The sequence below is a fragment of the Mycolicibacterium sphagni genome (genome assembly GCF_002250655.1).
GTDB classification, from domain to species: Bacteria; Actinomycetota; Actinomycetes; order Mycobacteriales; family Mycobacteriaceae; genus Mycobacterium; species Mycobacterium sphagni.
The window spans coordinates 44079-67942 of sequence record NZ_NOZR01000023.1 but is presented as its reverse complement, the minus strand read 5'-3'; the positions used below and the strand labels follow the sequence as shown (position 1 = coordinate 67942).

At 63.3% G+C, this 23864-nt stretch carries 23 protein-coding genes and 1 pseudogene; 13 read left to right on the top strand and 11 right to left on the bottom strand.

Annotated elements, in window-relative coordinates; translation table 11 throughout:
• Window positions 1-28: 28 nt before the first annotated feature.
• From CG716_RS22930 to CG716_RS22900, 7 genes are all read left to right on the top strand, one after another.
• Window positions 29-1057 carry an MCE family protein gene (locus CG716_RS22930; RefSeq protein WP_094483420.1) on the top strand — a complete coding sequence of 343 codons (1029 nt, stop codon included), beginning with the start codon at window positions 29-31 and terminating at the stop codon, window positions 1055-1057.
• Window positions 1054-2319, top strand: a complete 1266-nt coding sequence (locus CG716_RS22925) for an MCE family protein (protein ID WP_094483457.1) — start codon at window positions 1054-1056, stop codon at window positions 2317-2319. Before CG716_RS22930 ends, CG716_RS22925 begins: the two co-directional genes overlap by 4 nt.
• The gene (locus CG716_RS22920; RefSeq protein WP_094483419.1) at window positions 2316-3638 is read left to right on the top strand and encodes an MCE family protein; all 1323 of its coding nucleotides are present in this window, start codon (window positions 2316-2318) and stop codon (window positions 3636-3638) included. The genes CG716_RS22925 and CG716_RS22920 overlap by 4 nt, the downstream gene beginning before the upstream one ends.
• Window positions 3635-4774: an MCE family protein gene (locus tag CG716_RS22915; RefSeq protein WP_094483418.1), complete on the top strand. Its 1140-nt coding sequence runs from the start codon at window positions 3635-3637 to the stop codon at window positions 4772-4774. The genes CG716_RS22920 and CG716_RS22915 overlap by 4 nt, the downstream gene beginning before the upstream one ends.
• A complete protein-coding gene (locus CG716_RS22910; RefSeq protein ID WP_094483417.1) occupies window positions 4775-6232 on the top strand; it encodes an MCE family protein in 1458 nt (485 codons plus the stop codon).
• 678 nt (window positions 6233-6910) lie between these two features.
• Complete coding sequence (locus CG716_RS22905; RefSeq protein ID WP_133067005.1) at window positions 6911-7537, top strand: TetR/AcrR family transcriptional regulator; 627 nt, start codon at window positions 6911-6913, stop codon at window positions 7535-7537.
• Between the two features lie 526 nt (window positions 7538-8063).
• Entirely contained in the window at window positions 8064-8696 is a 633-nt protein-coding gene (locus tag CG716_RS22900) for a TetR/AcrR family transcriptional regulator (protein WP_094483415.1), read from the top strand.
• Between the two features lie 510 nt (window positions 8697-9206).
• Here CG716_RS22900 and CG716_RS22895 read toward each other — a convergent pair.
• The 4 genes from CG716_RS22895 to CG716_RS22880 all read right to left on the bottom strand — a co-directional run bounded on the left by CG716_RS22895 (window position 9207) and on the right by CG716_RS22880 (window position 11967).
• Window positions 9207-9830, bottom strand: coding sequence for a TetR-type transcription factor C-terminal domain-containing protein (locus CG716_RS22895; RefSeq protein WP_094483414.1), 624 nt, complete (start codon window positions 9828-9830; stop codon window positions 9207-9209).
• 68 nt (window positions 9831-9898) lie between these two features.
• Complete coding sequence (locus CG716_RS22890) at window positions 9899-10660, bottom strand: crotonase/enoyl-CoA hydratase family protein (protein ID WP_094483413.1); 762 nt, start codon at window positions 10658-10660, stop codon at window positions 9899-9901.
• On the bottom strand, window positions 10657-11421 hold the full coding sequence (locus CG716_RS22885) for an SDR family NAD(P)-dependent oxidoreductase (protein WP_094483412.1): 765 nt from the start codon (window positions 11419-11421) through the stop codon (window positions 10657-10659). Before CG716_RS22885 ends, CG716_RS22890 begins: the two co-directional genes overlap by 4 nt.
• Before the next feature lie 93 nt (window positions 11422-11514).
• On the bottom strand, window positions 11515-11967 hold the full coding sequence (locus tag CG716_RS22880; protein ID WP_094483411.1) for a Rossmann-fold NAD(P)-binding domain-containing protein: 453 nt from the start codon (window positions 11965-11967) through the stop codon (window positions 11515-11517).
• Between the two features lie 133 nt (window positions 11968-12100).
• On the opposite strand from CG716_RS22880, the gene CG716_RS22875 reads away from it, so the two are divergent.
• The 3 genes from CG716_RS22875 (at window position 12101) to CG716_RS22865 (ending at window position 14281) form a co-directional block, all read left to right on the top strand.
• Window positions 12101-12565, top strand: a complete 465-nt coding sequence (locus CG716_RS22875; RefSeq protein ID WP_094483410.1) for a PaaI family thioesterase — start codon at window positions 12101-12103, stop codon at window positions 12563-12565.
• Between the two features lie 69 nt (window positions 12566-12634).
• Entirely contained in the window at window positions 12635-13066 is a 432-nt protein-coding gene (locus CG716_RS22870) for a nuclear transport factor 2-like protein (RefSeq protein ID WP_094483409.1), read from the top strand.
• A 24-nt stretch (window positions 13067-13090) separates the two neighbouring features.
• On the top strand, window positions 13091-14281 hold the full coding sequence (locus tag CG716_RS22865; protein ID WP_094483408.1) for a thiolase family protein: 1191 nt from the start codon (window positions 13091-13093) through the stop codon (window positions 14279-14281).
• Between the two features lie 66 nt (window positions 14282-14347).
• Here the strand turns inward: CG716_RS22865 and CG716_RS22860 are convergent, their stop codons facing one another.
• Complete coding sequence (locus tag CG716_RS22860; RefSeq protein ID WP_094483407.1) at window positions 14348-14620, bottom strand: Clp protease/crotonase-like domain-containing protein; 273 nt, start codon at window positions 14618-14620, stop codon at window positions 14348-14350.
• 117 nt (window positions 14621-14737) lie between these two features.
• On the opposite strand from CG716_RS22860, the gene CG716_RS22855 reads away from it, so the two are divergent.
• The 3 genes and pseudogenes from CG716_RS22855 to CG716_RS31170 form a co-directional block, all read left to right on the top strand.
• Entirely contained in the window at window positions 14738-15538 is an 801-nt protein-coding gene (locus CG716_RS22855; RefSeq protein WP_094483406.1) for an alpha/beta fold hydrolase, read from the top strand.
• Window positions 15539-16240: 702 nt separating this feature from the next.
• Complete coding sequence (locus tag CG716_RS22845) at window positions 16241-17482, top strand: cytochrome P450 (RefSeq protein ID WP_094483404.1); 1242 nt, start codon at window positions 16241-16243, stop codon at window positions 17480-17482.
• A 6-nt stretch (window positions 17483-17488) separates the two neighbouring features.
• Window positions 17489-17629 (top strand): annotated as a pseudogene (locus tag CG716_RS31170) (ferredoxin); the annotation flags it as partial.
• 64 nt (window positions 17630-17693) lie between these two features.
• Here CG716_RS31170 and CG716_RS31165 read toward each other — a convergent pair.
• The 6 genes from CG716_RS31165 to CG716_RS22810 form a co-directional block, all read right to left on the bottom strand.
• Window positions 17694-17825: a hypothetical protein gene (locus CG716_RS31165; protein WP_272938286.1), complete on the bottom strand. Its 132-nt coding sequence runs from the start codon at window positions 17823-17825 to the stop codon at window positions 17694-17696.
• A gap of 209 nt (window positions 17826-18034) precedes the next feature.
• On the bottom strand, window positions 18035-18661 hold the full coding sequence (locus CG716_RS22835; protein WP_094483456.1) for a TetR/AcrR family transcriptional regulator: 627 nt from the start codon (window positions 18659-18661) through the stop codon (window positions 18035-18037).
• A 760-nt stretch (window positions 18662-19421) separates the two neighbouring features.
• Complete coding sequence (locus CG716_RS22825; RefSeq protein WP_094483401.1) at window positions 19422-20039, bottom strand: TetR/AcrR family transcriptional regulator; 618 nt, start codon at window positions 20037-20039, stop codon at window positions 19422-19424.
• A 747-nt stretch (window positions 20040-20786) separates the two neighbouring features.
• Window positions 20787-21803 (bottom strand): TIGR03617 family F420-dependent LLM class oxidoreductase, encoded by a 1017-nt coding sequence (locus tag CG716_RS22820; RefSeq protein ID WP_165774262.1) that lies wholly within the window; start codon window positions 21801-21803, stop codon window positions 20787-20789.
• Window positions 21800-22969: a cytochrome P450 gene (locus CG716_RS22815; RefSeq protein ID WP_094483399.1), complete on the bottom strand. Its 1170-nt coding sequence runs from the start codon at window positions 22967-22969 to the stop codon at window positions 21800-21802. The genes CG716_RS22820 and CG716_RS22815 overlap by 4 nt, the downstream gene beginning before the upstream one ends.
• The gene (locus CG716_RS22810) at window positions 22959-23735 is read right to left on the bottom strand and encodes a hypothetical protein (protein ID WP_133067004.1); all 777 of its coding nucleotides are present in this window, start codon (window positions 23733-23735) and stop codon (window positions 22959-22961) included. Before CG716_RS22810 ends, CG716_RS22815 begins: the two co-directional genes overlap by 11 nt.
• Window positions 23736-23864 lie beyond the last annotated feature (129 nt).

The following is a 23864-nucleotide window of genomic DNA, read 5'->3' as shown; positions in this document are numbered from 1 at the left end:
CACGAAGCTCATACCAAGGAGAATTTCGGTGCGAGATAACCTGGCAGGCGCCGTGTGGCGGCTCGCCGTCTTCGTGGTGGTCTGCGTGGTGGGGATCTTCGCGATCTTCGCAATCTTCGCGCAGCTGCGATTCCAGGACGAGGACACCTACCGGGCTGAATTCACCGATATCACTGGGTTGAAGTCAGGCGACTTCGTCCGGATCGCCGGCGTGGAAGTGGGTAAGGTGAGCGACATTTCGATCCGCCCGGACACCATCGTCACGGTCGCTTTCACCACCGACCAGTCGGTTGTCTTGACACACGGTTCGCGAGCGGTAATCCGATGGGACAATCCCCTCGGTGATCGCTATCTCGAACTCCAGGAAGGCGCTGGTGACGCCAAACGGCTGATGCCGGGGCAGACCATTCCGGTCGCCCAAACCGAGCCCTCAGTCGACCTAGACGCACTCATCGGCGGGTTCCGTCCATTGTTCCGGGCACTGGACCCCGATCAGGTCAATGCCCTCACCGGACAACTGATCCAGGCGTTTCAGGGACAAGGGGGCACCATCAATTCGTTCCTGAACGAAACTGCACAGTTCACCAGCACGCTGGCCGACCGCGACGACCTCATCGGGCAGGTCATCCACAATCTGAATGTCGTCCTCGGGTCACTCGCCGACCAGAACAAGCAATTCGACAAGGCGGTGTCGTCGGTGACCGAACTGGTGAAGGGACTGTCGGCTCGGCGCGACGACATCGCCAAAGGGCTGGCCTATACCGATGCCGCAGCGGGGTCGATCGCCGACTTAATGGCCGCGGCCCGTCCCCCGCTGCAGAACACCATCGAACAGACGGACCGGGTGTCGGGGTTGGCCATGGCCGACCACGACTACCTCGACAATCTGCTGGCCACCCTGCCCGACGCCTACCACGCGCTGGCCAGGCAAGGCGTCTATGGCGACTTCTTCAGCTTCTACCTGTGCGATCTGTTCCTCAAGCTGAATGGCAAAGGCGGACAACCGGTTTACGTCAAGCTCGCCGGCCAGGACACTGGGAGGTGCACGCCCAAGTGAAAATGTTCTCCGAGCGCAATCCGCTGATCGTCGGCGCCATCGGCATCGCCGTGCTCGCAGTCCTGATGGTGGCAGCCCTGCAGTATAAGAGCCTGCCGTTCTTCGACAGCGGCAAGTCCTACTCCGCGTACTTCAGTGAAACCGGTGGCCTGGCAGTCGATTCCCCGGTGCAGATCTCGGGATTCAAGGTCGGCCAGGTGACCGACCTTGAACTGGACGGCAATCGCGTACTCGTCACATTCGAGGTCGACAAGGATATGCCGCTGGGGGATCGCACCGAGGCCGCGATCAAGACCCGGACCTTGCTGGGTTCCAAGATCCTCGAGGTCAGCCCCCGCGGCCAGGGCAGGCTCGACGGGCCCATCCCGGTGGACCGCACCACCGCGCCCTACCAGCTTCCCGATGCCCTCGGCGATGTCGCCACCGCGATCAGTGGACTGAACACCAACCAACTGTCCGATTCGTTGTCGACGCTGGCCGAAACCTTCAAAGACACCCCGCCGGATCTGCAGGTCGCCGTGGCCGGTGTGACGAAGTTCTCCGACACGTTGGGTAAGCGCGACGAGGAACTACGCAGCCTGCTCGCCAACGCCGAGAAGGCGACCACCGTTCTTGCGCAACGCAGTTCCGACGTGTCGAGCCTGATCAACGAGACCAACGCATTGCTGGCCAGCCTGCGGAGCCAAAGCGGCTCACTCGAGGCCATCTCGGGCCATCTGTCGGCGGTCTCCAGGCAGTTGTCGGGTTTCGTCGCCGACAACCGCGGCAAGCTAAAACCCGCCCTCGACAAACTCAACGGCGTGCTGGCGTTGGTCAACAAGTACAAGGACAACGCGCAGAAATCGATCAAGTTGCTGAACTCCTACCTGATGTCATTTGGGGAGACGTTGTCGTCGGGCCCGTTCTTCAAGGCCTACCTCGCCAATCTGCTTCCCGGACAATTCGTTCAGCCGTTCATCGACGCTGCATTCTCCGATCTGGGTCTCGATCCAAACGTGCTGCTGCCATCACAGCTGGCCGACCCCCAGGTCGGCCAGCCGGCTACGCCGCCCTTGCCATCGCCATTCCCCCGAACCGGTCAGGGTGGCGATCCGAACACGTCGCTCCCTGCCGCCATCACCGGCAATCCCGGTGACCCCCGCTACCCGTACCGGCCGCCGCTGCCCGCTCCCCCGCCCGGTGGGCCGCCACCGGGCCCGCCGGCCGTCTTGTCACCTACGCCGACACCGCAACCATTCGTCGTCGAACCAGGCCAACCATGAACAGACGCACCCTCACACTGGCCGTAGCCATCACACTGGTGCTGACGCTGGTCGCAGGCAGTGGACTGGTCCTGCGATCCGTTCTCACCGCGAACCGCCTGCACCTGACCGCGTATTTCGACAACAGCAACGGCATCTTCCCCGGTGACGAGATCAGGATCCTCGGCGTTCCGGTAGGCCAGATCGACACCATCCAACCCCAGCCGCAAGGGGTCAAGGTGGCGTTCTGGGTGGACAAGAAATACAAGATCCCCGCCGATGTCCAAGCCGCGATCCTGTCGCCATCCCTAGTCACCGCCCGCGCTATCCAGCTCACGCCCGCCTACACCGGGGGCCCGGTCATCAAGACCGGCGCGGTGATCCCGCTGAACCGCACCATCGTGCCGGTCGAATGGGACGACCTGCGCGAGCAACTCGAGAAGCTCACGCAGACATTGCAACCCAGCACACCGGGCGGCGTGAGCCCACTGGGCGCGTTCATCAACACCACCGCCGACAACCTGCGCGGCCGGGGCGCCGACATCCGCCAGGCCATCATCACGATGGCGCAAGCGTTCTCGGCCCTAGGCGACCACAGCAAGGACATCTTCGGAACCGTCAAAAACCTGGCAACCCTGGTGACCGCGCTGCAAGCCAGCACCGACGTGATGCGCTTACTCAACAGGAACTTGGACGCAGTGAGCGGGCTGTTCGTGAACGCACCCAACGAAATCGGCCAAGCGATGGGCGATCTCAACACCGCCGTCACCGACGTCCGCGGATTTCTCACCGAAAACACCGACGCGATCGGGACAACCTCAGATCAGCTCGCGGGAGTGGCCAAGGCACTAGGCGAAAGCCACGACGACATCGAGCAGTTCCTGCACGTGGCACCGACCACGGTGCAGAACTTCATCAATATCTATCAGCCGGCGCAGGATGCGCTGACCGGTGTGCTCGGCCTGAACAACTTCGCCAACCCCGTCTCGTTCCTGTGCGGAGCCATACAGGCCGCGTCCCGGCTGGGCGCCGAACAGTCGGCGAAGCTGTGCGTTCAGTACCTTGCCCCGATCATCAAGAACCGGCAGTTCAACTTCCTGCCGTTCGGTATTAACCCCTTCGTCGGTGCGTCCGCACGTCCCAATGAGCTGACCTACAGCGAAGATTGGCTACGCCCCGACTATCGGCCGACACCAGCACCGGACAACTCAGCACCGCCGCCCACCGACGGACCGGGACCCCCTGCGAACAACCCAGCTGCGTTACCGGCCGAGGCGGTTGCAACCAATCCGGGCGCCGGTCTGAGCGGCATGATGACCCCGTCGGCAGGTGGCTCGTGAGGCCCCGCGTCGCGACGGTCGTCGCCGCCGTCCTGATCTCCGCAGCCGCCTGCACCGTCTCCGGATGCTCGAAGTGGGAGGGGGCCAATTCCCTGCCCCTGCCGGGCACGGAGGGCAACGGCCCCGGGTCCTTCGAAGTCCGCGCCGAGATGCCGGATGTCACGAATATCCAACGGAACCAGCGTGTTCGGGTCGGCGATGTCACCGTCGGGCATATCACCGATATTGAACGCCAGGGATGGCACGCCGTGGTGACGATGCGCCTCGCAGGCAACGTCGACCTGCCGGAGAACGCCACCGCCAAAGTGGGCATGACGAGCCTGCTGGGCACCCTGCATGTCGAGCTGGCCGCGCCGACAACCCAACCACCGCGCGGGCACCTGCACCAGGGGTCGTTGATTCCCCTCGCCTCTTCGGGCTCCTATCCCACCACCGAACAGACTCTCGGATCGCTGTCGCTGTTTTTGAACGGCGGCGGGATAGGCCAACTGCAGGACATCACAAAAGCTTTCGCAACGGCGTTCAAGGGTCGTGAACAGGACCTCCGAAGCTTTATCACCCAACTGGACGTTTTCATCGGCAAGCTCAGCGAGCAGACCACCGACATCATCGAGGCAAACACCAGTCTCAACAGCCTGATCGGGCAGATCGCCGAACAGAAGCCGGTACTGGACAATGCCTTAAGTGCCATTCCGGATGCGCTGGCCGAGCTCAGCAAGCAGCGCGACAACCTCGTCGAGGCCATCGACAAGTTCGGCAAGTTCAGCGCGCTGGCCGCTGACGTGTCCCGCCAGACCCGCGACAGCCTGGTTGCCAACCTGCGCAATATCGCACCGGTCCTCAAGTCACTCGCCGACGCCGGACCCGACATGACCAAGTCCCTCGGGCTGCTGGCGACCTACCCGTGGCCGAAAGAGACCCTACTCAACTGGTTCCGTGGTGACTACGCCAACCTCACTGCCATCATCGACTTGACCCTGAGCCGGATCGATGCGTCGGTCTTCACCGGCACCCGCTGGGAGGGCAACCTCACCGAACTCGAGATGCAATGGGGCCGCACGATCGGACAGATGCCAAGCCCGTACACCGCCGGCAACCCGCTGGTCGCGCCCTACCACTTCGACCAGGGACCGTAGATGCACCTGTCCAAAGGCATCAAGATCCAATTAGCCATCTTCAGCGTCGTGAGCCTGATCGCCGCGCTCATCATGGTGTTCGTCTATATCAAGCTGCCGGTCTTGCTTTTCGGCATCGGCCGCTACACCGTCACCGTGGATCTGCCGCGCTCCGGCGGCCTTTACGCCACGGGAAACGTCACCTACCGCGGGGTCGAAGTCGGCCGCATCGACAGTGTGAAGATCACCCCCGACGGCGTTGCAGCAACGTTGTCACTTAAGTCCGGTATCGATATCCCGTCCGATGTCAAAGCCGAAGTGCACAGCGTCTCGGCCGTCGGCGAGCAGTACGTCGCCCTCATACCGCGCAGCGCGAACGGAGCGCCACTTAAAGACGGTGACGTGATACCCGTGGAGGACACCTCGGTACCGCCGGATATCAACAGCCTGCTCGACTCGGCTAACACCGGGCTTGACGCGATACCCGGCGATTCACTGAGCACAGTTGTGGACGAAAGCTACACGGCCATCGGCGGTTTGGGTCCCGAGCTGTCCCGCATCGTTAAGGGATCGACGGCACTGGCCATTGATGCCAGGGCGAATCTCGATTCGCTGACAACTCTCATCGACGGAGCAAAGCCGCTTCTGGATACCCAGGCCGACACCTCCGGCCCAATCTCCGCATGGGCGTCTCAGGTCGCTGACATCACCACCCAACTCAAGACTCAGGACCACGCGGTCGCCGGTCTCATCGACAATGCCGGCCCCGCGGCCGCGCAGGCTCAACAACTGTTCGACCGCCTAGACGCGACGCTGCCGACCATCCTCGCGAACCTCTCGGGCATCGCCGATGTTGCCCTGACCTACAACGCAAGCCTGGAACAGGTTTTGGTGCTCGTCCCGCAGGGCCTCGCGATCGAAGCCGCGCTCGCGGTACCCAACGCCAACACCAAACAACCGCTGCGCGGGCTCTACCTCAGTTTCAACCTGAACATCAACATGCCGCCACCATGCACCACGGGGTATATGCCCGTTCAGCAGCAGCGCACGCCCGACCAGCTCGACTTCCCGGAGCGCCCGCCCGGCGATATGTACTGCCGCACCCCGCAGGATGCACGGTTCGGCGTCCGCGGAGTGAAGAACACTCCGTGTCCGACGAAGCCAGGAAAGCGGGCCCCGACCGCCAAGATGTGCGAAAGCGACGAACAATACGTTCCGCTCAACGACGGCGAGAACTGGAAAGGCGACCCGAACGCAACGCTGTCGGGCCAGGCCATACCCCAGCCGATCGTCGGGAGCACCCCGGAATCGGCGCCACCACCCCAACCGGCAACCCAGTCGATCACCGCGACACCCTATGACCCCGCGACCGGGACCTACATCGGTCCAGACGGAAAGCCCTACACCCAAATCAATCTCGGCCAGAACGCGCCGCGGCCTCAGACCTGGCAGTCGATGCTGACCCCGCCTGCGGGCTAACATGGGCTAGCAGGCGTGCCCAGGACCGAAATGGTGCGAACGGCCCATTGGTGGTCACCGAGTCCCGAATCGCGTAGCTCATGGCGCTGTCCTGTTCGTCGAATGATTCGGGAAGCCCGTACGGAACGCCGATGGCGTCGATGCTAGTGGGCAAGGAGAGTATGTAAACGATCGCCAACGATATTGAACGCTGAGGCACGCCGTCCACAGACGCCATTGGATTCGAGATTGACATATATAGCTGGGCCTAGCCCGTTAAGCGGGTCCGCGATGCCTCACTCAGTGAACGACCACTCGCAATTATTGTGAACTGTCGCGTGCGAGATCGGTGATGCGATATCGATCGCTGATCGCAGCAGGCACCGTTGGACAGCACCGAAGTGAACGATAGATGCAGTGACCGTCCGGATCGATGTCGATAACCTTGCCGGCGCGCACCAGTCCGTCACCGCGGACGTGTCGTATCGCTGACTACGCAGCCCATATCACTGATCAGTCCCAGATAGCTCGACTAACCCCCGTCGGTCAGGCCCGAAGGCATCTCGCAACGATGAGTGAAGTGAATGTGATCCCCAGGTGAGAGGCTTAACCCATCGCTATCGTGACGATTGCGCGCCGCTGCGCGCTTCGGTAGTGCTGACTCAGCTGCCGACCTGCCGACTGCGGTACCGTTGCCGGGTGGCTATCACCCGAAACGAACGTTCCGAGCGGATCCTTCGGGCAGCTATGCACCTGTTCTACGAACGCGGCTTCGATGGCGTCGGCGTCGATCTGATCGGAGAACGGGCAGGAATGTCGGGACCTGCTATCTACCGTTACTTCAGCGGCAAGGACGAAATCCTGATCACCTTGGTCGATGAAGCCATCGACCGGGTAATGATGTCGACCGGTGGCGAGTTCGGCAATCCGCGCGACGAACTCGAACACCTCATCCGCGGGCACGTACAACGGGCATTAGAAGAGCGCGAATTGATGAGCGTCTGGACCAAGGAACGCAATTCGATTCCCAAGAAGTACCGGTCACGGCTGCGCTACCGCATCAACCGCTATATCGACCGTTGGGTCGACACCCTCGACGCGTGCTACCCGGGTAACCCCCGCGATCTCCTGGTCAGCGCCGTGCACGCGACCCACGGTCTGATCGACTCCACCGCGTTCTGGCCGACGCAGTCGTTGAAGTTGTCCGCGCTCGACAACCTGTTGACGGGGATGGCGATGTCCGGTCTGGAGTGGCTGGCGCCTAACCGCCAGCCGGTCGCCGCAGGCAGGCAGTCACCCAAATTGAACGCCAGCCAACCAAGCTGAACCCACGCTGGCGCATACTGAATGTCATTGCGCCAGAACCTGAGTGGCCTGGCGGAGGAGTCCAAGACGCGAACGGTACCCCCGCCGCCGGGCAACGAAGATAACGTCGATGCCCGGCGAAGCGCCATACCCATGCCGCGACGCGACGCGACCTACGGCCACGAATGAAGAACCCGCCAGCGGAGAACACGATCCAGACGATCGAATAGCACACGGCCATAACGCTGTAACAGATCCATTCCAGCATGGAATGCCGCGATCGTTGGGCCGGCGACCCAGCAACGCAGCGGCCAACGGCGCACCCCACAACAACGTGCCCGTGACGGACAACAGACAGAGATCGATGGCAAGGGCGCCCTTAACCAGCGTCCAGCTGAGAGGGACATCCCGCCAACCGCCACCCGCGGGCGTTGCTGGATATCCACCGGGGACCGTAGCGGGATAAGAGGTGCCCATAATCTTGCCGTTTAGCGACTGGAAACAGCCGACGCCGGAATCTAGCAGGTCATTCAGTAGTGTGTGAGCCGTGGTCGCCCCTCGTTCCGACAGTGGCGGGAACGTTCGCGCCCGCACGCTGAAGGCCGCGCACGACCTGTTCACCAAGCAGGGCTACCAGTCGACCACCACGAGGGAGATCAGTGCGCGGGCTCGCGTCGCCGAGCCGACGGTCTTTCGTCATTTCGGCTCCAAGGTTGAGCTGTTCGAAGCCAGCATCCTCGAGCCGTTCAACGAGGTCGTGGACGAGTGGACGCGGTCATGGGCCGACATGCCTACCGAGATCACCCTCGAGGAACTCGCCGAGAACCTCGTGGACGGCCTGTACACGCTGGTGTGGGAGGACCGCAGGATCCTCCGCGAGCTGATGGTCGCGCGTTCCGACCCGCAGTCGACACTCCACCAATCCGCGGTCGCGATCAGCGCCCAGTTCCGGGAGGGTTTCTGTGCCGTGCTCGACGTCGGGGTCGACATCGCGCGGGCCAAGGAGCTGGTCTACGTCGACCCGCCAGCCACCATCGGGGCGGTCGCCAGCATGATCATCGGCTCAGTGCTTTTGGGCGACTGGGCATATCCGGCGAACCGGCGTACTCCTGGGCGGACCCGGATGGTCCGCGAGATGGCGCGACTGATCGTCGACGGCATCGCTCACCGGCATTCCTGATCGGCAGCGCAGCCCCAATTTATCAGCTCATTCGTCTCGTATATAGCTTTTATGAGCTTGAACAGGAGAAATAGAGTGCGAGTATCGCAACCAACGCTTTCGTTTAGTTATTGATGTCAGTGCATACTGTCGCTATATTGACCCGAGGTATGTATTGCACCGTATCCAGCCGCGGTCAGTTGATAGAGATGGCCATGGTCCAATGCTGCGAAGAATTCCAGGAGCAGATCGATCCGTGGGCCTCGCCGAAGAAGAGGACCTTGACGAGGCGCTCGCGAATTCTCGGCCAGGGCAGTCGAAGTCACCAGCGGTGATGAAGATCTGCGATCGCCTCGCTGAGGTCGGCGTCGGAATAGTTGTTGGGCGGGCCGCCGGATCTCCAACAGGCCGACGCCATCCGACAGCGCTTCAATACCGAGATCGGTAGTCATTAGCACCCCCAAACTATTTTGGGTTTATTGGTCGCAAATACGAATCATGGGTGTTAGAACGGTCAATCCGGTCGTTCCGTCAGGAACCCTCGGGCAGGATCAGCGATAACGCAACCCGCGCAATGTGTTCGGTCCCGATGCCGTCCTCGGCACGGTACCAGCGCGACACCCACAGACACATCCCGAGCACCAGCCGGGTGGTTGTCCCCACGTCCGCCTGTTCGAGCACTCCCTCGGCCATCGCGTCTTCGACGCAGTCGTGCCACGTCGCTTCGAATTCCCGGCTCCACGCATGCCAGCGCTGGAAGACGTCCGCGGGCAGGCCGTCGCTGCCGAAGAAGATGGGCATGTAGCCGCGCAGCCTGATGGCGGTCTCGACCTGCATGCGAATGAGGCGGATCAGCCTGTCCCGCACGGGGATTCCGGATTCGACGACCTCAGACAGGACCTCGGTCTGCTGCCGCGTAGCCCGTTCGAACATGATTCCGACCAGATCCTCTTTGGTCGGCACAAGACGGTACAGGGTGGCCCGCGAGATATCGAGTCGTTCCGCCGCGCCGACAATCGAGATCGCGTTCTCGCCCCCGTCGATGACCAGTTCCGCGACCGCGTCGGCCACCGCATCGAGGTCGATCACTGTGCGGGGCCGGCCCCGGGGGCGCGGATTATGCGTAGGCGTGTCCTCAGAGTGTTGCCCCGACATGGTTGGACCTCCTGCATCTAATCGGAGACTCCTGGACGCAGAATAGATGACGCATTGCCGCCGTACGCTCAGGCATCCTGCCAGACGGGCGGACGCTTCTCCACGAACGCCCGGGCGCCCTCAGCCGCGTCAGCCGATTCGCGCACCGGATCGGTGTACCGACGCTGCAGCATGAACCCATCGGAGCCACTCCAGTGAACGGCATTGAGCGCCACCGCCTTGGCGGCGCGCACAGCCATCGGCGCATTGGCGGCAATCGTTTGAGCGAGCTCGACGGCACTGGTCAATACACTGCCCTCGGATACGACGTGGTTGACCAACCCGACCTCATAGGCACGCTGGGCCGAGATCGGCACACCCGTCATGATCATCTCCAGCGCCACCGCCCGCGGCACTCTGTTCGGCAGCCGCAATACGCCACCGGCCGTTGCGACCAACCCCCGGGCTACCTCTGGCAGGCCAAGCCTGGCGTTCTCGGCAATGACGATGACGTCGGCCGCCAGGGCGATCTCCAGGCCTCCCCCAAGCGCGGCCCCCTCGACTGCGGCGATCATCGGTTTGGCCGGCGGCCGCTCGACCACCCCGAAGGCACCCCGGGAGGCCGTGATGGGCCGCTGGTTGGTCGCGGTCAGCGCCTTGAGGTCCATCCCTGCACTGAAGAAGCCGCCGCGCCCGGTTATGACGATCGCCCGGATCTCCGACCGGGCTTCGAAATCATCGAGGGCGGCGGCGATTTCCTCGGCCGTGGGGAGGTCGATCGCATTGCGCACAGCGGGCCGATTGATCGCCAGAACGCCGACCTTGTCGACGATGGCGATCTCGACATTCATCGGGGCGCCATCCGGATCGCCCCATCCAGCCGGATGGTCTCACCGTTGAGCATGCCGTTCTCGATGATAGCCAATGCCAGGTGCGCGTACTCAGCGGGATCGCCGAGCCTGCTGGGGTGCGGGACGGTCGCGGCGAGCGAGGACCGCACCTCTTCGGACAATCGGGCCAATAAGGGGGTGTCGAAAGTACCCGGGGCGATGGTGTTCACTCGAATCTGCTTGCCCGCCAAGTCACGTGCCGCAACGATGGTCATTCCGACCACGCCGGCCTTCGACGAGGCGTAGGGAGTCTGGCCGATCTGGCCTTCGAACGCTGCCACCGATGCGGTGAGTATCACGACCCCGCGGTCACCGTCCAGGGGTTCGTTGCCCACCATCCGTGCAGCCCCAAGCCGAAGCACGTTGAACGACCCGATCAGGTTCGTTGTCACGATCTCGGTGTAGAGCTCGAGCGAACCGGGTTCGCCGTTCTTGTCGACGACTCGGACTGGCCCACCCCGACCGGCGCAGTGCACGACCGCACGAATTGGTCCCGCCTGGGCGGCGAGGTCCAGCGCCGCGCTGACCTCGTCCGCGCTGCGGACGTCTGTGGCAGCGAACTGCGCGCGCAGCCCGAGCTCAGCGGCTATGGACTCCCCCGCCGACGTGGGCAGGTCCGCAATCACGACATGTGCACCATGGTCGAGCAGTCGTTTGACGGTAGCCAGGCCTAAGCCCGATGCCCCGCCCGTTACGACTGCAGATGCGCCGTCAATGTTCATGTAATGCCTTTCGTTTCATTGTGATTGAGTCGCCCGCCAACGACACGCCGATCCGGCAGTGTTTTACCGGATCGGCGCAAATCGTGTTGGTACTCAGGCCCGGCTGGAGAACCCGGCGGCGACGCGGAACTCGGTTCCGGTGATGAACTGGCCCGCATCGGAGACCAAGTGCAGGATTGAGTTGGTCACGCCCTCGGGCTCCAGCAGCCCGTTGGGCAGCGGGAACGGATTCTGCATGATGGCCGCTACGTCGGGATATTCCTGCACGAACCGTGCGACACCGGAGGCGGCGACGCTCTTGACCACGTCATACTCACGGCCGTCGGCGATTTCCAAGGACGCTGTGCGGCCCAAATTTTCGATCAGCGCTCTGGTCTCGCTGAGATCGGCCGGGGTCGCCAGCGGGTATTCGACGGCGTCGTCGTCAGCACAAATATCGAACCCAATGATGTCGGCACCCTCTTCGGCGAGGCGTATGGCGTGGGAACGTCCCTGCCCACGTACCACCCCTGAAATGAATGCGGCCTTTCCCTCGGCCAGCCCCATGACCTGATCTCCTTCGCGCGGCCTATTTTTTAAGTCGTTTCGTCTCATAATTACCTGTTCGTGCGGTATGTGTCAACGCTCACAAGCTATCTATCGTGACAACGATCGTTATCCCGACCGCTAACCTGAGGACATGCCCAGACGCGCCGAGCACCCCGAACCCTGGTGGCTACCCACTGGCGACACCGATAAGCATTGGCTGTCCTGGGCAAACGCGTTGCCGTTCTGCGGGGATCTCGGCCTGCAGTGCGAGGAGTTCACCCGCGACGTCGCCCGCTTTCGCATGGCGCGACCAACCTTGACGCCCAACCCCAACGGCGCGGTCAACGGCGGCATCGTCGTCGCGGCGGCCGATCAGGCGATGGCCGCGATGGCCATGCGGATCAGCGATCCCGGCCAACTCCCGGCCACCGGCTCCCTTCACATCCAGTTCCACCGGCCAGCACTGGCCCCACTGCTGTTTCGGGCGAGCCCCCTTGGCGGCGGCAGGCGGATGAAGTTCATCGAAGTGGTGGTTGAGGACGCCACCGGCAATCGGTGCGCGACCAGCCAGGGCACGATGGTCGCCGGGGGCTCCTCTGCCGTTCGGCTCGACTGAACCCGGCTTGACCTTTAAATAGTGAGACGATAAATTTCTAAAATTATATCGCCACGAGCCCGAGGGAATATGCCTGAACCAGCGGCCAACCCGCACCAGCTCGTCGCGGATTTCTACAGCGCACTCTCTGCTGCCGATACCGAAACGATCGTGCACAACATCGAGACCCGATTTGTCGAGAACGCCGTGGTGGAATGGCCTCCGTCACTGCCGCACGGTGGCCGGGTAGAGGGCGCCCGGCGGCGGCGTGCGGTGTTCTCCGCGTCGGCTAATACCGATGCGCCGGCGGGCACCAGGAACCTCGAGCTGGTCAGCGCGATAGGGGACGGCGACGAGGTGGTCGCCCGGATCACCTTCGACTGGCTGCAACCCGGGAAGTACCGCCCCTGTGCCCAATCAAGCGTTGGAGCTGTGGCGGTTCTTCGACGGTCTGGTACCGGAGATCCGAGCGTTCCATTGGGATACCGGTGCGATCTCGACCCCGCAGCACGCCTGACTTGACCGCATTGATCCGAAGGAGAAACCATGACCCGACAGGCCGTCATCATCGACGCCGTCCGCTCCCCGATCGGGAAAGGCAAGGCGCCCAAAGACAGTAAGCCCGGCGGCTCACTGTCCGGGGTTCACCCGGTCGAGCTGCTCGGGCAGGTCATCGGGGCGCTGATCGAGCGGACCGGGCTCGATCCGGCAACCGTCGACGATGTCATCGCCGGGTGCGTCAGTCAGGTCGGCGAGCAGTCCGGCCCGATCGGCCGGTGGGCCTGGCTAGCGGCCGGGTTGCCCGAGACGGTGCCATCGGTCGCAGTCCACCGGGCGTGCGGGTCGAGCCAGCAAGCGGCCGACTTCGCCGCTCAGGCAGTGATCGCAGGCGCCTGCGACATCGTGATCGCGGCCGGGGTGGAGTCGATGAGCCGGATCCCGATGTTCACCGCCCGCATCGGCATGGACCCCTACGGCCCATCGGTCGCCAATCGGTACGCTCCCGGGCTTATCCCACAGGGTGTTTCGGCCGAACTAATCGCGGCGCGCTGGAAGCTGGACCGCGAGGCACTCGACGAATTCTCGGCCCGGTCGCACCGCAATGCCGCGGCAGCCGATTTCAGCGCCGAGATCGTCGGTATCACCACGCCAGAGGGTCTGGTGACCATCGACGAGACGATCCGGGCCGCCACCACGGTCGACCGCCTCGGCGCCCTGAAGTCCTCGTTCTACACCGAGGACATGGCCACCCGCTTCCCAGATATTACGGAATGGTCGATAACGGCTGGTAACTCGTCCCAGCTGGCCGACGGCGCGGCGGCGGTACTCATCATGTCCGACGACACCGCCGAGCGGCTCGGGCTGGTTCCCCGGGCGCGGTTCTGTGGCTTCGGGCTAGCCGGAGACGACCCACTGATGATGCTGACCGGTCCCCTGCCGGCAACCGAGAAGGTGCTCCGCCGTACCGGCTTGACGATCGACGACATCGATCACTACGAGATCAACGAGGCGTTCGCGCCGGTGCCCATGGCCTGGGCACAGCACTTCGGCGCCGACCCGGACAAGCTCAACCCGCGGGGCGGGGCGATCGCCCTTGGCCACCCGCTCGGTGCATCCGGCGCTCGGCTGTTGACGACCATGCTCAACGCGCTGGAGAGCTCCGGTGGGCGGTACGGGCTGCAGTCGATGTGCGAGGCCGGCGGAATGGCCAATGCCACGGTGATCGAACGACTGTGACAACACTGGCACTCCAGCCGAACCTGACGTCCGACCGTCCGGCCTTCCGGGAGACCGCTCGCCGGTTCATCCCCCGATAATCGGCTGGCGCAAACCGAGAAAGGCGTGCAACAGATCCCGGCCCAACGCCACCGTATAGCGGAGCATCGTCGCGTCGTCGTGAGCCGCCTGCATCACCGCGAAGTCACCACCGCCGAGAACGCCGGCCCGGTAGATGCCAGAACGATTGCCCAAACCGGCATCGTGGTCGCTGAGCCGGCGAAGCGCGGTGGCGAGTTCGACCTGGAGCGCTTTGTCGAAGCGGTTGCGCAGTTCGGGGCGGCCAATGTGAACTCGCATACCCGGCACCGCGGGGCCGTCAGCGCCAAGCCACGGAATTCCGGGCCCATCCGCAAACCCTTCCTTAATATTAGGACGAATAGTATCATTATTGACGAACGGAGGTGGCCCCGACCAATGCCCATGATCAACGTGGAAGACCAAGTGCGCGTGCATGTTCAGGATCTCGGCAGTGGTCCCGCGGTAGTGTTCATCTCTGGCTTCGGGCTCGATCATGAACTCTGGGATCGTCAGGTGCGGGTGCTGACTGAAGCCGGCTACCGCACCGTCTGCATTACGCAACGCGGCCACAGCCACTCCGATCACCCGCTGCACGGCTACGACATCGACCGGCTCAGTACTGACGTGCTCAGCGTCCTTGCGACCCTCAGAGTCGGCTCGGCGGTGATAGTCGGCCATTCGTTCGGGGGGCAGGTGGCGTTCCACACCGCTGCGCTGGCACCGCATATCGTTTCACGGCTGGTGCTCGTCAGTTCCAATGCCGTGCGGGCCAGCCGAAGTGCAGACTTCCCGTTCGGCGCACCGCCCGACGACGTCGTCGCACAGATGGTCAAGGCTGAAGAGACCGACCGGGTGGCCGCCAGATACCAACTGATCCAGACGAACTTCGCGGCCGAACCGGATCCCCGAGTGGTCGACTGGCTGATGAGCACCTGGTTGCGAATGCCGACGTGGTCGGCCATCGCCTGCTACAACACGCTGCTGCGAACCGATCTGCTCGACGAGATTCCCGACGTGGAGCAGCCTGTCCTGCAAATCAACGGCACTGCCGACCGAGTGCGCTCGACCAAGAGCGCACACTGGCTGAAATCGCAGTTGTCGGATTCGACGATGGTCGAACTCGACTGCGGGCACTTCCCGATGCTGGAGGCACCCGAGGCATTCGACAAAGTACTCAGCGGTTTCCTCAAGGCCTAGCCCAGCGTCTCCAGCACCCCATAGGCCTAGCTCCACGAGCAGTTCCCGCGCGTGAGGAGCCGCGCGCGCCCAGCGGCCGAAAAGCCTCGGTGACGAGTTCATCTGTCGACGCACCGGGATGACAGCGCTGCGGGCAGCTCACGCAGCGTTCGATCACTCGCTTGTGCCTGCGGTCGCGCTGGTCGCGGTATTGCTTTGCCAGCGAACGCTGTTCACGCATCCAGATCGCGACCAGCCGCTCATGGCTGGCGACCAGTCAGGCGAAGCCGCGCAGGCGGGTACACCGAAATCATGAAGGCCATCATCGGCCAGGATCCGGTGTGACCGGTGCCTTCTGCCCCGATTGACCACCAAGGCGGTCGGCGCACCGGCGTCTCGGCGATCTACCGGCATTTTCCGAACAAGGACGCGATCCTCCGGCTACTCCTCCGAATTCGGCATGGAACACCACCTGCGAATCAGCATCGCGCCGACGATCTATGCCGGCACCAACGAGATCCAGCGCGACGTCGTCTCCTCGACATTCGGGCTTCTGCCTTCGAGTCGGTGAAAGCGCCTCTTGCGAGGCCGTCATGCTTGACTCTGGAAAGAGCGTCCTTTAATAATTGAGATTGATTGCCTCATATTGTCTAGGGCGCTACCAGCCACCTCCGTTTTGGGGAATGCACCCGGGTCAGCGTCACCTTCGGTGAGGAGCAGGAAATGACGGTCACACAGCAGCCCGACATCCGGGTACTCGACGCCGAGACGTATGCGAACGGCGACCCGACCACCTTCGGGCTGCCGCTCGATCAGTACGCCTGGTTACGCGACAACGAACCGTGCTTCCTGCAGGACTTTGACGACCCGATGCTCATCGACCGGGCCTGGGTCGTGAGCCGCAACGCCGACATCTGGGCCGTCGACCGCAACGCCGAGCTGTACACCACCGTCCGCGGGGGGGTGAACATGTGGCGAGTGACGCCGCTGGACGCCGAAGCGGGCGGCAAGTCGGCCACGCTCACGATGGACGGCGACAAGCATCGCGAAGAGCGCGCGGTGATGAGCAAGGCGTTCACGCCGGGATTTGTCCGCTGTCTCGAGGAGAAGTTCCGCGGGTACGCGGTCAACATCGTCGACGAGGCGCTGGAGAAGGGCACCTTTAACTTCGTCGACGATATCGGCAACGCCATGCCGATGGAGGCGGTCGGCGACGTCCTCGGTGTGCCGGCCGGCGATCGGGCGAAATTCTTCGAGTGGGTCGACAAGTTCGCCGCACCGTTCGACACCAGGATCACCGCGTCTTTCGACGAGGTGGTCCTGTCGATCGTGAACCTGTTCAACTACGCCGACGAGTTCGGCGATCTCGAGCGCCGCGAGCCCGATGACGACGTGATCACCCAGCTGGTCCTGACCGGTGCCGACGTGACCTCCGACGACGAGCTGAGGGGCAACGTTGCGTTGCTGGCCGGCGGCGCCGCCGAAAGCACTCGCACGGCGCTGTCGCACGGCATGCACGAGCTGATGCGCAACCCCGAGCAGATGGCATGGTTGCGGGCCCGTGCCGACGACATACCCGATTCCGCGATCCAGGAGATCGTCCGGATCGCCTCCCCGTTCACCCATCTGGTCCGTACGGCGACCACCGACCACGAGTTGCACGGTAAAGAAATCAAGGAGAACGACAAGGTGCTGATGCATTTTGCCGCGGGTAACTTCGACGAGCGCGCGTTCACCGACCCGAACACCTTCGACTTGTCGCGGGAAAAGAACCCTCACGTTAGCTTCGGCCACGGTCGGCACCAGTTTGTCGGTAAGCACGTCGCGTCGCTGGAGATGAAGATACTTCTCGAAGAGCTGCTGCGGCGGACCAAGACCATCGAGCCAGCTGGCGACATCGTCTACGTCCGGGACGCGTATTCCCGCGGCGTGTATCAGCTTCCGGTGACGATCACTGGAGCGTAACGTCCCATGCGGGTCTTCGTTCACACCGACCGTTGCGAACTTCACGGTGAGTGCATGGTCGCCGCGCCTGAGGTCTTCGACATCGGCGATGACGACGAGGTGGTCACCGTGCTAAACGCCGACCCCGGCGAACATCTACGCACCGCGGTCGAAGAGGCCGTCATGGCCGGAGTCAGCGGTTTGCGGCGCCGCGGCCGATACGGCTCAGCAGTCATTTTGGATTGCCGGTCAGGTGGCGCAGCACCATCAGCAGCGTGGGGATGTTGCCGTCTGCCAAAGCTTCGCGGATCGCATGGACCAATTTCCGAGGCGCTGCCGAGGGCGCCGGATAAGACGTGTGCATGACCCCAACCTTCACGACGTCGCGACCCCGACCCGGTCGCCACATTTTTGCACCCGCTGATCTCAATATTTCTGCGGGGTGGACGGCGCGCAATCCTCCGACGAGATCCCTTGCCGTGCGATAATCGATCAAGAGCGCCGGAATTAACTCAGTGAGACCAGGTGTCGGTTTTAGGCGGTCATGCTGCGGGGAGACTGGTGAGCGGGGTGTCAGGCCTCGACCTCGGGCAGTCGCAGCCGCAACAAGGTGATGGCAGAATCGGCAATCTCCTCGCCCGTGATCTTCTCACTCGGCCGGTACCAGCGGGACACCCAGATGATCATGCCGAGGATCAGCCGGGTGGCCACCACGGGGTCGGTCTTGTCGAGAACGCCCGCGTCCATACAAGCCATTACGACCACCGACCACCGCTTTTCAAACTGCCGGCTCCAGTTTCGCCACCGCATGAAGACGTCGGACGGCAGGCCGCCACCACCGAAGAACACCGGCATATAGCTGCGCATCCGAATCGCTGCTTCGGCCTGCAACTTGATCAATTCGACAAGCTGATCGCTGGGTTCCGAAGAGGCGGCCAGCACGGCATCGGTGCGCTCGGTGAGTTCGCGCGTGCTGCGTTCGAACAGAATTCCTAGCAGCTCTTCTTTGGTGGGCACGGCGCGGTAGAGCGTGGCCCGCGAGACAGCCAGCTTCTCGGCGGTCTCGGCGATCGACACCGCGTCGATGCCACCTTCGGCGAACAGCTCGGCCACCGCGTTAGCGACCGCGTCCCGATCGATCTCCAGTCTCGGACGCCCCCTGGACCGAGAAGCACGACCGTCATTCGCATCGGTTGACATCAGCACCTCATTGGACGGGAGAATGTGCCGGTCCAGCGCCCGGTACGGTCATTACGTCGATTTTAGAGGCCGGGCGCCCCTAAATCCCGGATGGACCCAGGGACGGGGTGCCGTTGCGCAACGTCACACACTAGGACCAGCACCAATACACACATGCCGCAGGCCGTGACGCCCGCCAGATACCGAAGAACAGTACGCAGAAGGTTGCCACGGGCCCACCATGGAACCACACCGTAACCAAGCACCCAAACACCAGGTGTGCTGGGCCCCGATCGGCGCCGCAAAGATTAACACTGTCGTCGCCACGGGCAGCGCTAACAACCTGATGCCCAGATACAAGGGTCACCCCACGTCGGCTTGAGGCACTCCCAGAGAACACAATCGCGGCAGCTCCGGAGCTGACCAGGGCCGGCCGAGTCCCGTGTCGCCCGTTCGGCCGGTATTCGCGACGACCGACGGCAATTGCCTGATCCAGGACACCACCTCGAGCACGAATGGCGTCAACGACCCGACCCACGCAAACCACGCCGAGGTTGGGGCGAACACAGATAGGCATACGGCAGTCGAATTGACGTCGAGCCTTCGCATTGGTCATCGCGAGCCCAGTCACCATCGCGATGTTCTTCAGGACCGGGCCAATCCGAATCGATCAGAATCGGGATCCGGTCCCGTCGATCACGGCAGCATCGTCGGGTGGTCGTAGATGACCTCTATCACGATTCGAATCGCCTCGATAATGGAAGATTTAGCCGCCTCGCCCTTACACCGCGGGTGCGCTGACTCCGGCAGGCAGGAACGCCGGCAGCACGAACGAACGCAACAGAGTGCGGTGGCCTGGGTCGTCGACCCGTGAAAAATCGAGACGGCCGACGAGGATGAGCTGAACCAAGGCCAACCATTCCGTGATATCGGTCATCGCGAGATCATCGCGAATCTCGCCGCGTTCGGCTGCCGCCTGAAGGATCGGCGCCCACATCTCGCCGGTCAGCGCAGCCGCCAAGCCGACCCCTCCGGCCAGTTCCACATGTTCAGGGCTGACCAGGATGCGGACGATCGGATCCCGGCGTCCGTGGTCGACCAGATAGATCAAGCCCTCGACAAGCTGCTCGGCAAATGTGTCGTGACTGGCGATGAAAATGCGGGCGCGTTCGAACAGCATCCGCGCCCGTCGCTCGATGAGGGCACCCAACAACGCGTCGCGGTCGCCGAAGTACCGGTAGACCGTCGGTCGAGATACGCCAACTGCCCTGCCGATATCGTCCATCGTGGTCTTGTCGACGCCGTACCTCAGAATGACCTGCTCAGCCGCGCCTAGAATCTGCTGCCGCGCCTCGTCGGCGACGAGACTGAGCCCAGTGCCGCCCCGTCGGCGAGCCATATTGTCTCCTGTCGATCATGGCGAGGCCCGACCACGGCCTGCAACTCACAGAATTTTACAATTATCTGTTCTTGTAAGTTGTAAATTATGAAAGAGTGTACGGATACCATCGCCGCGTCGCGCTCACCAGCCGGGTCAGCATGCGTTCCTCGATGGCCCACTCCCCCGACCAAACCTAGGGTCACTTCCTCAACGAACGCGGTCACCCCGGCGAGACTCGGCTGGCTCGTCGACGCCCCGAACTCGCGCACCCTTCAGAGTTCGATCGTCACACTGCAGTAGCCGACGTCGAGGGCTCGCAGTCCAGAAACTCCGCGTGGATCTGGTGACGTCTTCTGGTGCGGAGAGCGCCCGTGATCCGAGCGAGGCCGGCAAGGAATCACCGCCAATGTGTTAGCGCCAGTGGCCCGCACAGCGACGACAGAGTCGCTACTCGGCCCCTATGCCGATCGCTTGGACCCCGCGCTGGTCGCCCCGGTGGCGGTGTGGCTCATTCATGAGACCTGCGCATTGAACGGGGAAATCCTCAGCGCGTTCGGCGGCCCCGTCGCCCGCGCCTTCACCGCGATTGGACCAGGCGCCGTCCTGCGCGAACCGACAATCGAGACCGTTCGAGATAGCCAGGCGCAGATCCTCGCCGAGCCGGGCTATGCGGTTCCTCGAAACGCCGCCGACGAACTCCGGCTATTACCCGACGTGGCTGGTTGGCACCTCGACCGTGCCGCCGTGACCCCGGATGCCGAGAAGTCAGCCTGCGCGCAGCGCTGCGATTACGGCGCGCAGCGCATCATCATGAATCGGTGTGTCAGGCGGCATCAACAGAAGAGCATCGGCCGTATTGACGTAGCGGTGCAGCAGGGCATCTGCGATCTCGTCGTGCAGGGCGGCAGGTGCGATCGCATCCAGCATCTCGTCGGTGATCAGTGCCTCCATTTCCGCCCAGCAACCCCGCTTGCTGAGCTGGTGCAGCCGCTCACCGACTTCTTGCCATCCGAGTGCCTTCAGCGTGAACCCGTAATTCGGAGTGGAAAACAGCTGGGCAAATAGCCGCCGCTGCCGGCCCCGTTCCAGGTCGAGTTGCTGCAGACTGGACGCGGTTATCAATGGCACCATCGCGGTAAGCGACACCGAGGCGGCCACGGCGTCGGCGCTGCCCTCCCGCAAGCTTGGCAACACGACCTTTTGCAGGTAGTCCCTACTGGAGTTCGTCGGATGGGTGATGAGTTCCTCAACGGATCCGCCAGCCAGCCGGCACATCCCTGGGTTCACCGCGCCCAGGGCGATGGGGATGTGTGGAAATTCGATCGGTCCCGGATTGAAGAGCGGTTGGAGTCGGGTGAATGTGTAGTGCTCGCTGCGGTGTGTGAGCGGTGATCCACTTTGGAAGGCCGCCCAGATGGCGCGCAGCGACGCGATGTAGTCCCGCATGCGCGGCACCGGTGGGGCCCAGGATCCGCTGAATCGACCGATCATGTTGCCGCGCACCTGGGACCCTAGCCCCAATACGAACCGCCCTCCCGAGAGAGCTTGCAGATCCCACGCGGCTAGAGCCACGACCATCGGGCTGCGGGGAAACGCCAACATCACCCCGGTTCCTACTTGCAGTTTCACGCTATGTTCGACCACCAACGTGGCCACCATCAACGCGTCATGGATGGATTCCGGAATGCGGATGCCGTCGAATCCGAGTGCCTCAACCCGCCGCGTGTAGGTGGCCACTTCCCGCAGCGGCAACGCGGGGTCCATCCCGGCATAAACTCTCATCTCCCCCTCGACGGTGAGGACGCAGTGAAAGAAATCGGCATGGACGCCACCCCGCGGGCAGCTCCGGCGAACCGCACCACTTGGTCGGGATCGGTAATTCGGTAATCGGGCATTGTGTTTAGTAGCTCCTCGAGCATGATGCGTAGCTCGAGGCGTGCCAGATGCGCACCGATGCATCGGTGGGGTCCAACGCCAAACGCGACGCTGGCCTTGTCCCGGTCGAAGTTGAGTCGACCCGGGTCCGCGAAGACTTCGGGGTCGCGGTTGGCGGCGATCCACATTAGTAAGACGCGTTCGCCGGCGCTGATCTGGTGATCACCTACGACAACGTCCTTGGTGGCTGTTCGTGACATCGCCGGCAGGGGGCTGACCAGCCGAAGCAGCTCCTCGACGGCCTGCGGGATGCGCGTCGGCTCGGCGCACAGGACCTCGCGGTCGGCGGGGTGCTCAGCCAGGATTGCCAGCATGTGCGCCCCGGCACTGGCTACTGTCTCCAGGCCCGCGCCGAAAATCGTGAAACAGCACAGCACGATCTCTTCGTCGGTCAGCGCGACGCCTCCAACCGTCGATGACACCAACCCGCTGGGCAGGTCGTCGGCCGGATTGGCCTTACGGTCAGCGATGACCTCGGCGAAGACCGTGTAGAGGCGCATCGCCGCGCTGGTATCGCCGAGCCGGATCAAACTGGTCGCGATTTGCTCAAGTTCTGGACCGCGCTCGGCTGGCAGACCGAACACCAGGCCTAGTGCGTAGGTCGCCATCGGGAACAGCAGTTCGGTCGAGATGTCGCAGCTGCCCTTCGGGGCAAATGTGTCGATCGCGCCACGGACGTGCGCCCGGATCGGTTCCTCAAATCTGGCCAGGGCCTTCGAGAGCAGGTAGCGACCCAACACCCGGCGGTAGCCGGTGTGTCGCGGCGGATCGACCTCGAGGGGAATCAATGGAATCCCAAGCCCCGACGGGGGAATCGAGGCGCCGGACGACGAAGAGAACGTTGCGGTGTCTAGCGCCGCCGCCCACACGTTGTCATACGTCGACAGCACCCAATAACCGTCGTGAGCGTCGGTGTGGGCGACGGGGCACTGTTCACGCAGCCGGGCTACTTCAGGATGCGGATCGGCTGCCGCACTGAGCAGATAATGGTCGAATTCGACGTCAGCGCGCACTGGTGACCTCCGGCTGGAGCGCCTGAGCGGCTCGGACGGGCACCGCAATCAGTTCCCGGCCGCTGACCGCGAAGCGGATCAGACCGTCTATCAGCGCTACGCCGATCACGGCAGTGGCGAGCACGCCGACCCATCGCCAGCCGCTCGAGACATCCGCGTTGAGGACCGAGAACGCAGGGATCGCAATTGATGCGGCCAGCAGTTGCATGGCCGGCATGAACGGCACGATCAACCACCGCCGACGGCCCCCAAACAGGCCAGGTAGTCGCGCGATCCCGACAGCGATGAGCAGTCCACCGAGACCATTGATCAGCAGCCACGTGAGCGGAAACCCACCGACACGCAACGGTTGGTCCCCGTAGTAGATGTAAATGCCCTGCCGCAAGAGGGGCAGTTCGACGGCGAGGTCGACCAACCAGAACACGACCACTCCAGCCCACAACCGCCGATAGCCTGCGCCACGGCTCAGCAGCCCGAACAGAACGGCACTCATGATGCCGAACACGAGCATGTAGCCCAGCGCCGCCCAAACTGGGATCGGCCGACCGAATGTCTCGAATAACCGCCATTGCCCCGTCCGTGGATGCCAGCACAACCCAAGCAGATCGACAATCGGCTCGTTGAATACGCAGGCGAGGCCGCCCAGCATGATCAACGGGTAGACCGAGGATCTCGTGCGCCGCCAAGCCAGCGAAACCGCGATCACCGCGAGCACTGAGACAACCGCCACCGCAATAGTGCACACCACCTGTGCGGTGTGCGGCATGACCATTTCCACGGGCGGTTGCTGGGGACCGAGGGAGGTCCCGGGTTGCCAAGGCAGAATTGAGGGGATCTCGATACGCATGGGTGGACCTTCACCTTCATCCAGTCGGCCGTGGAGCTGACCTCAGTT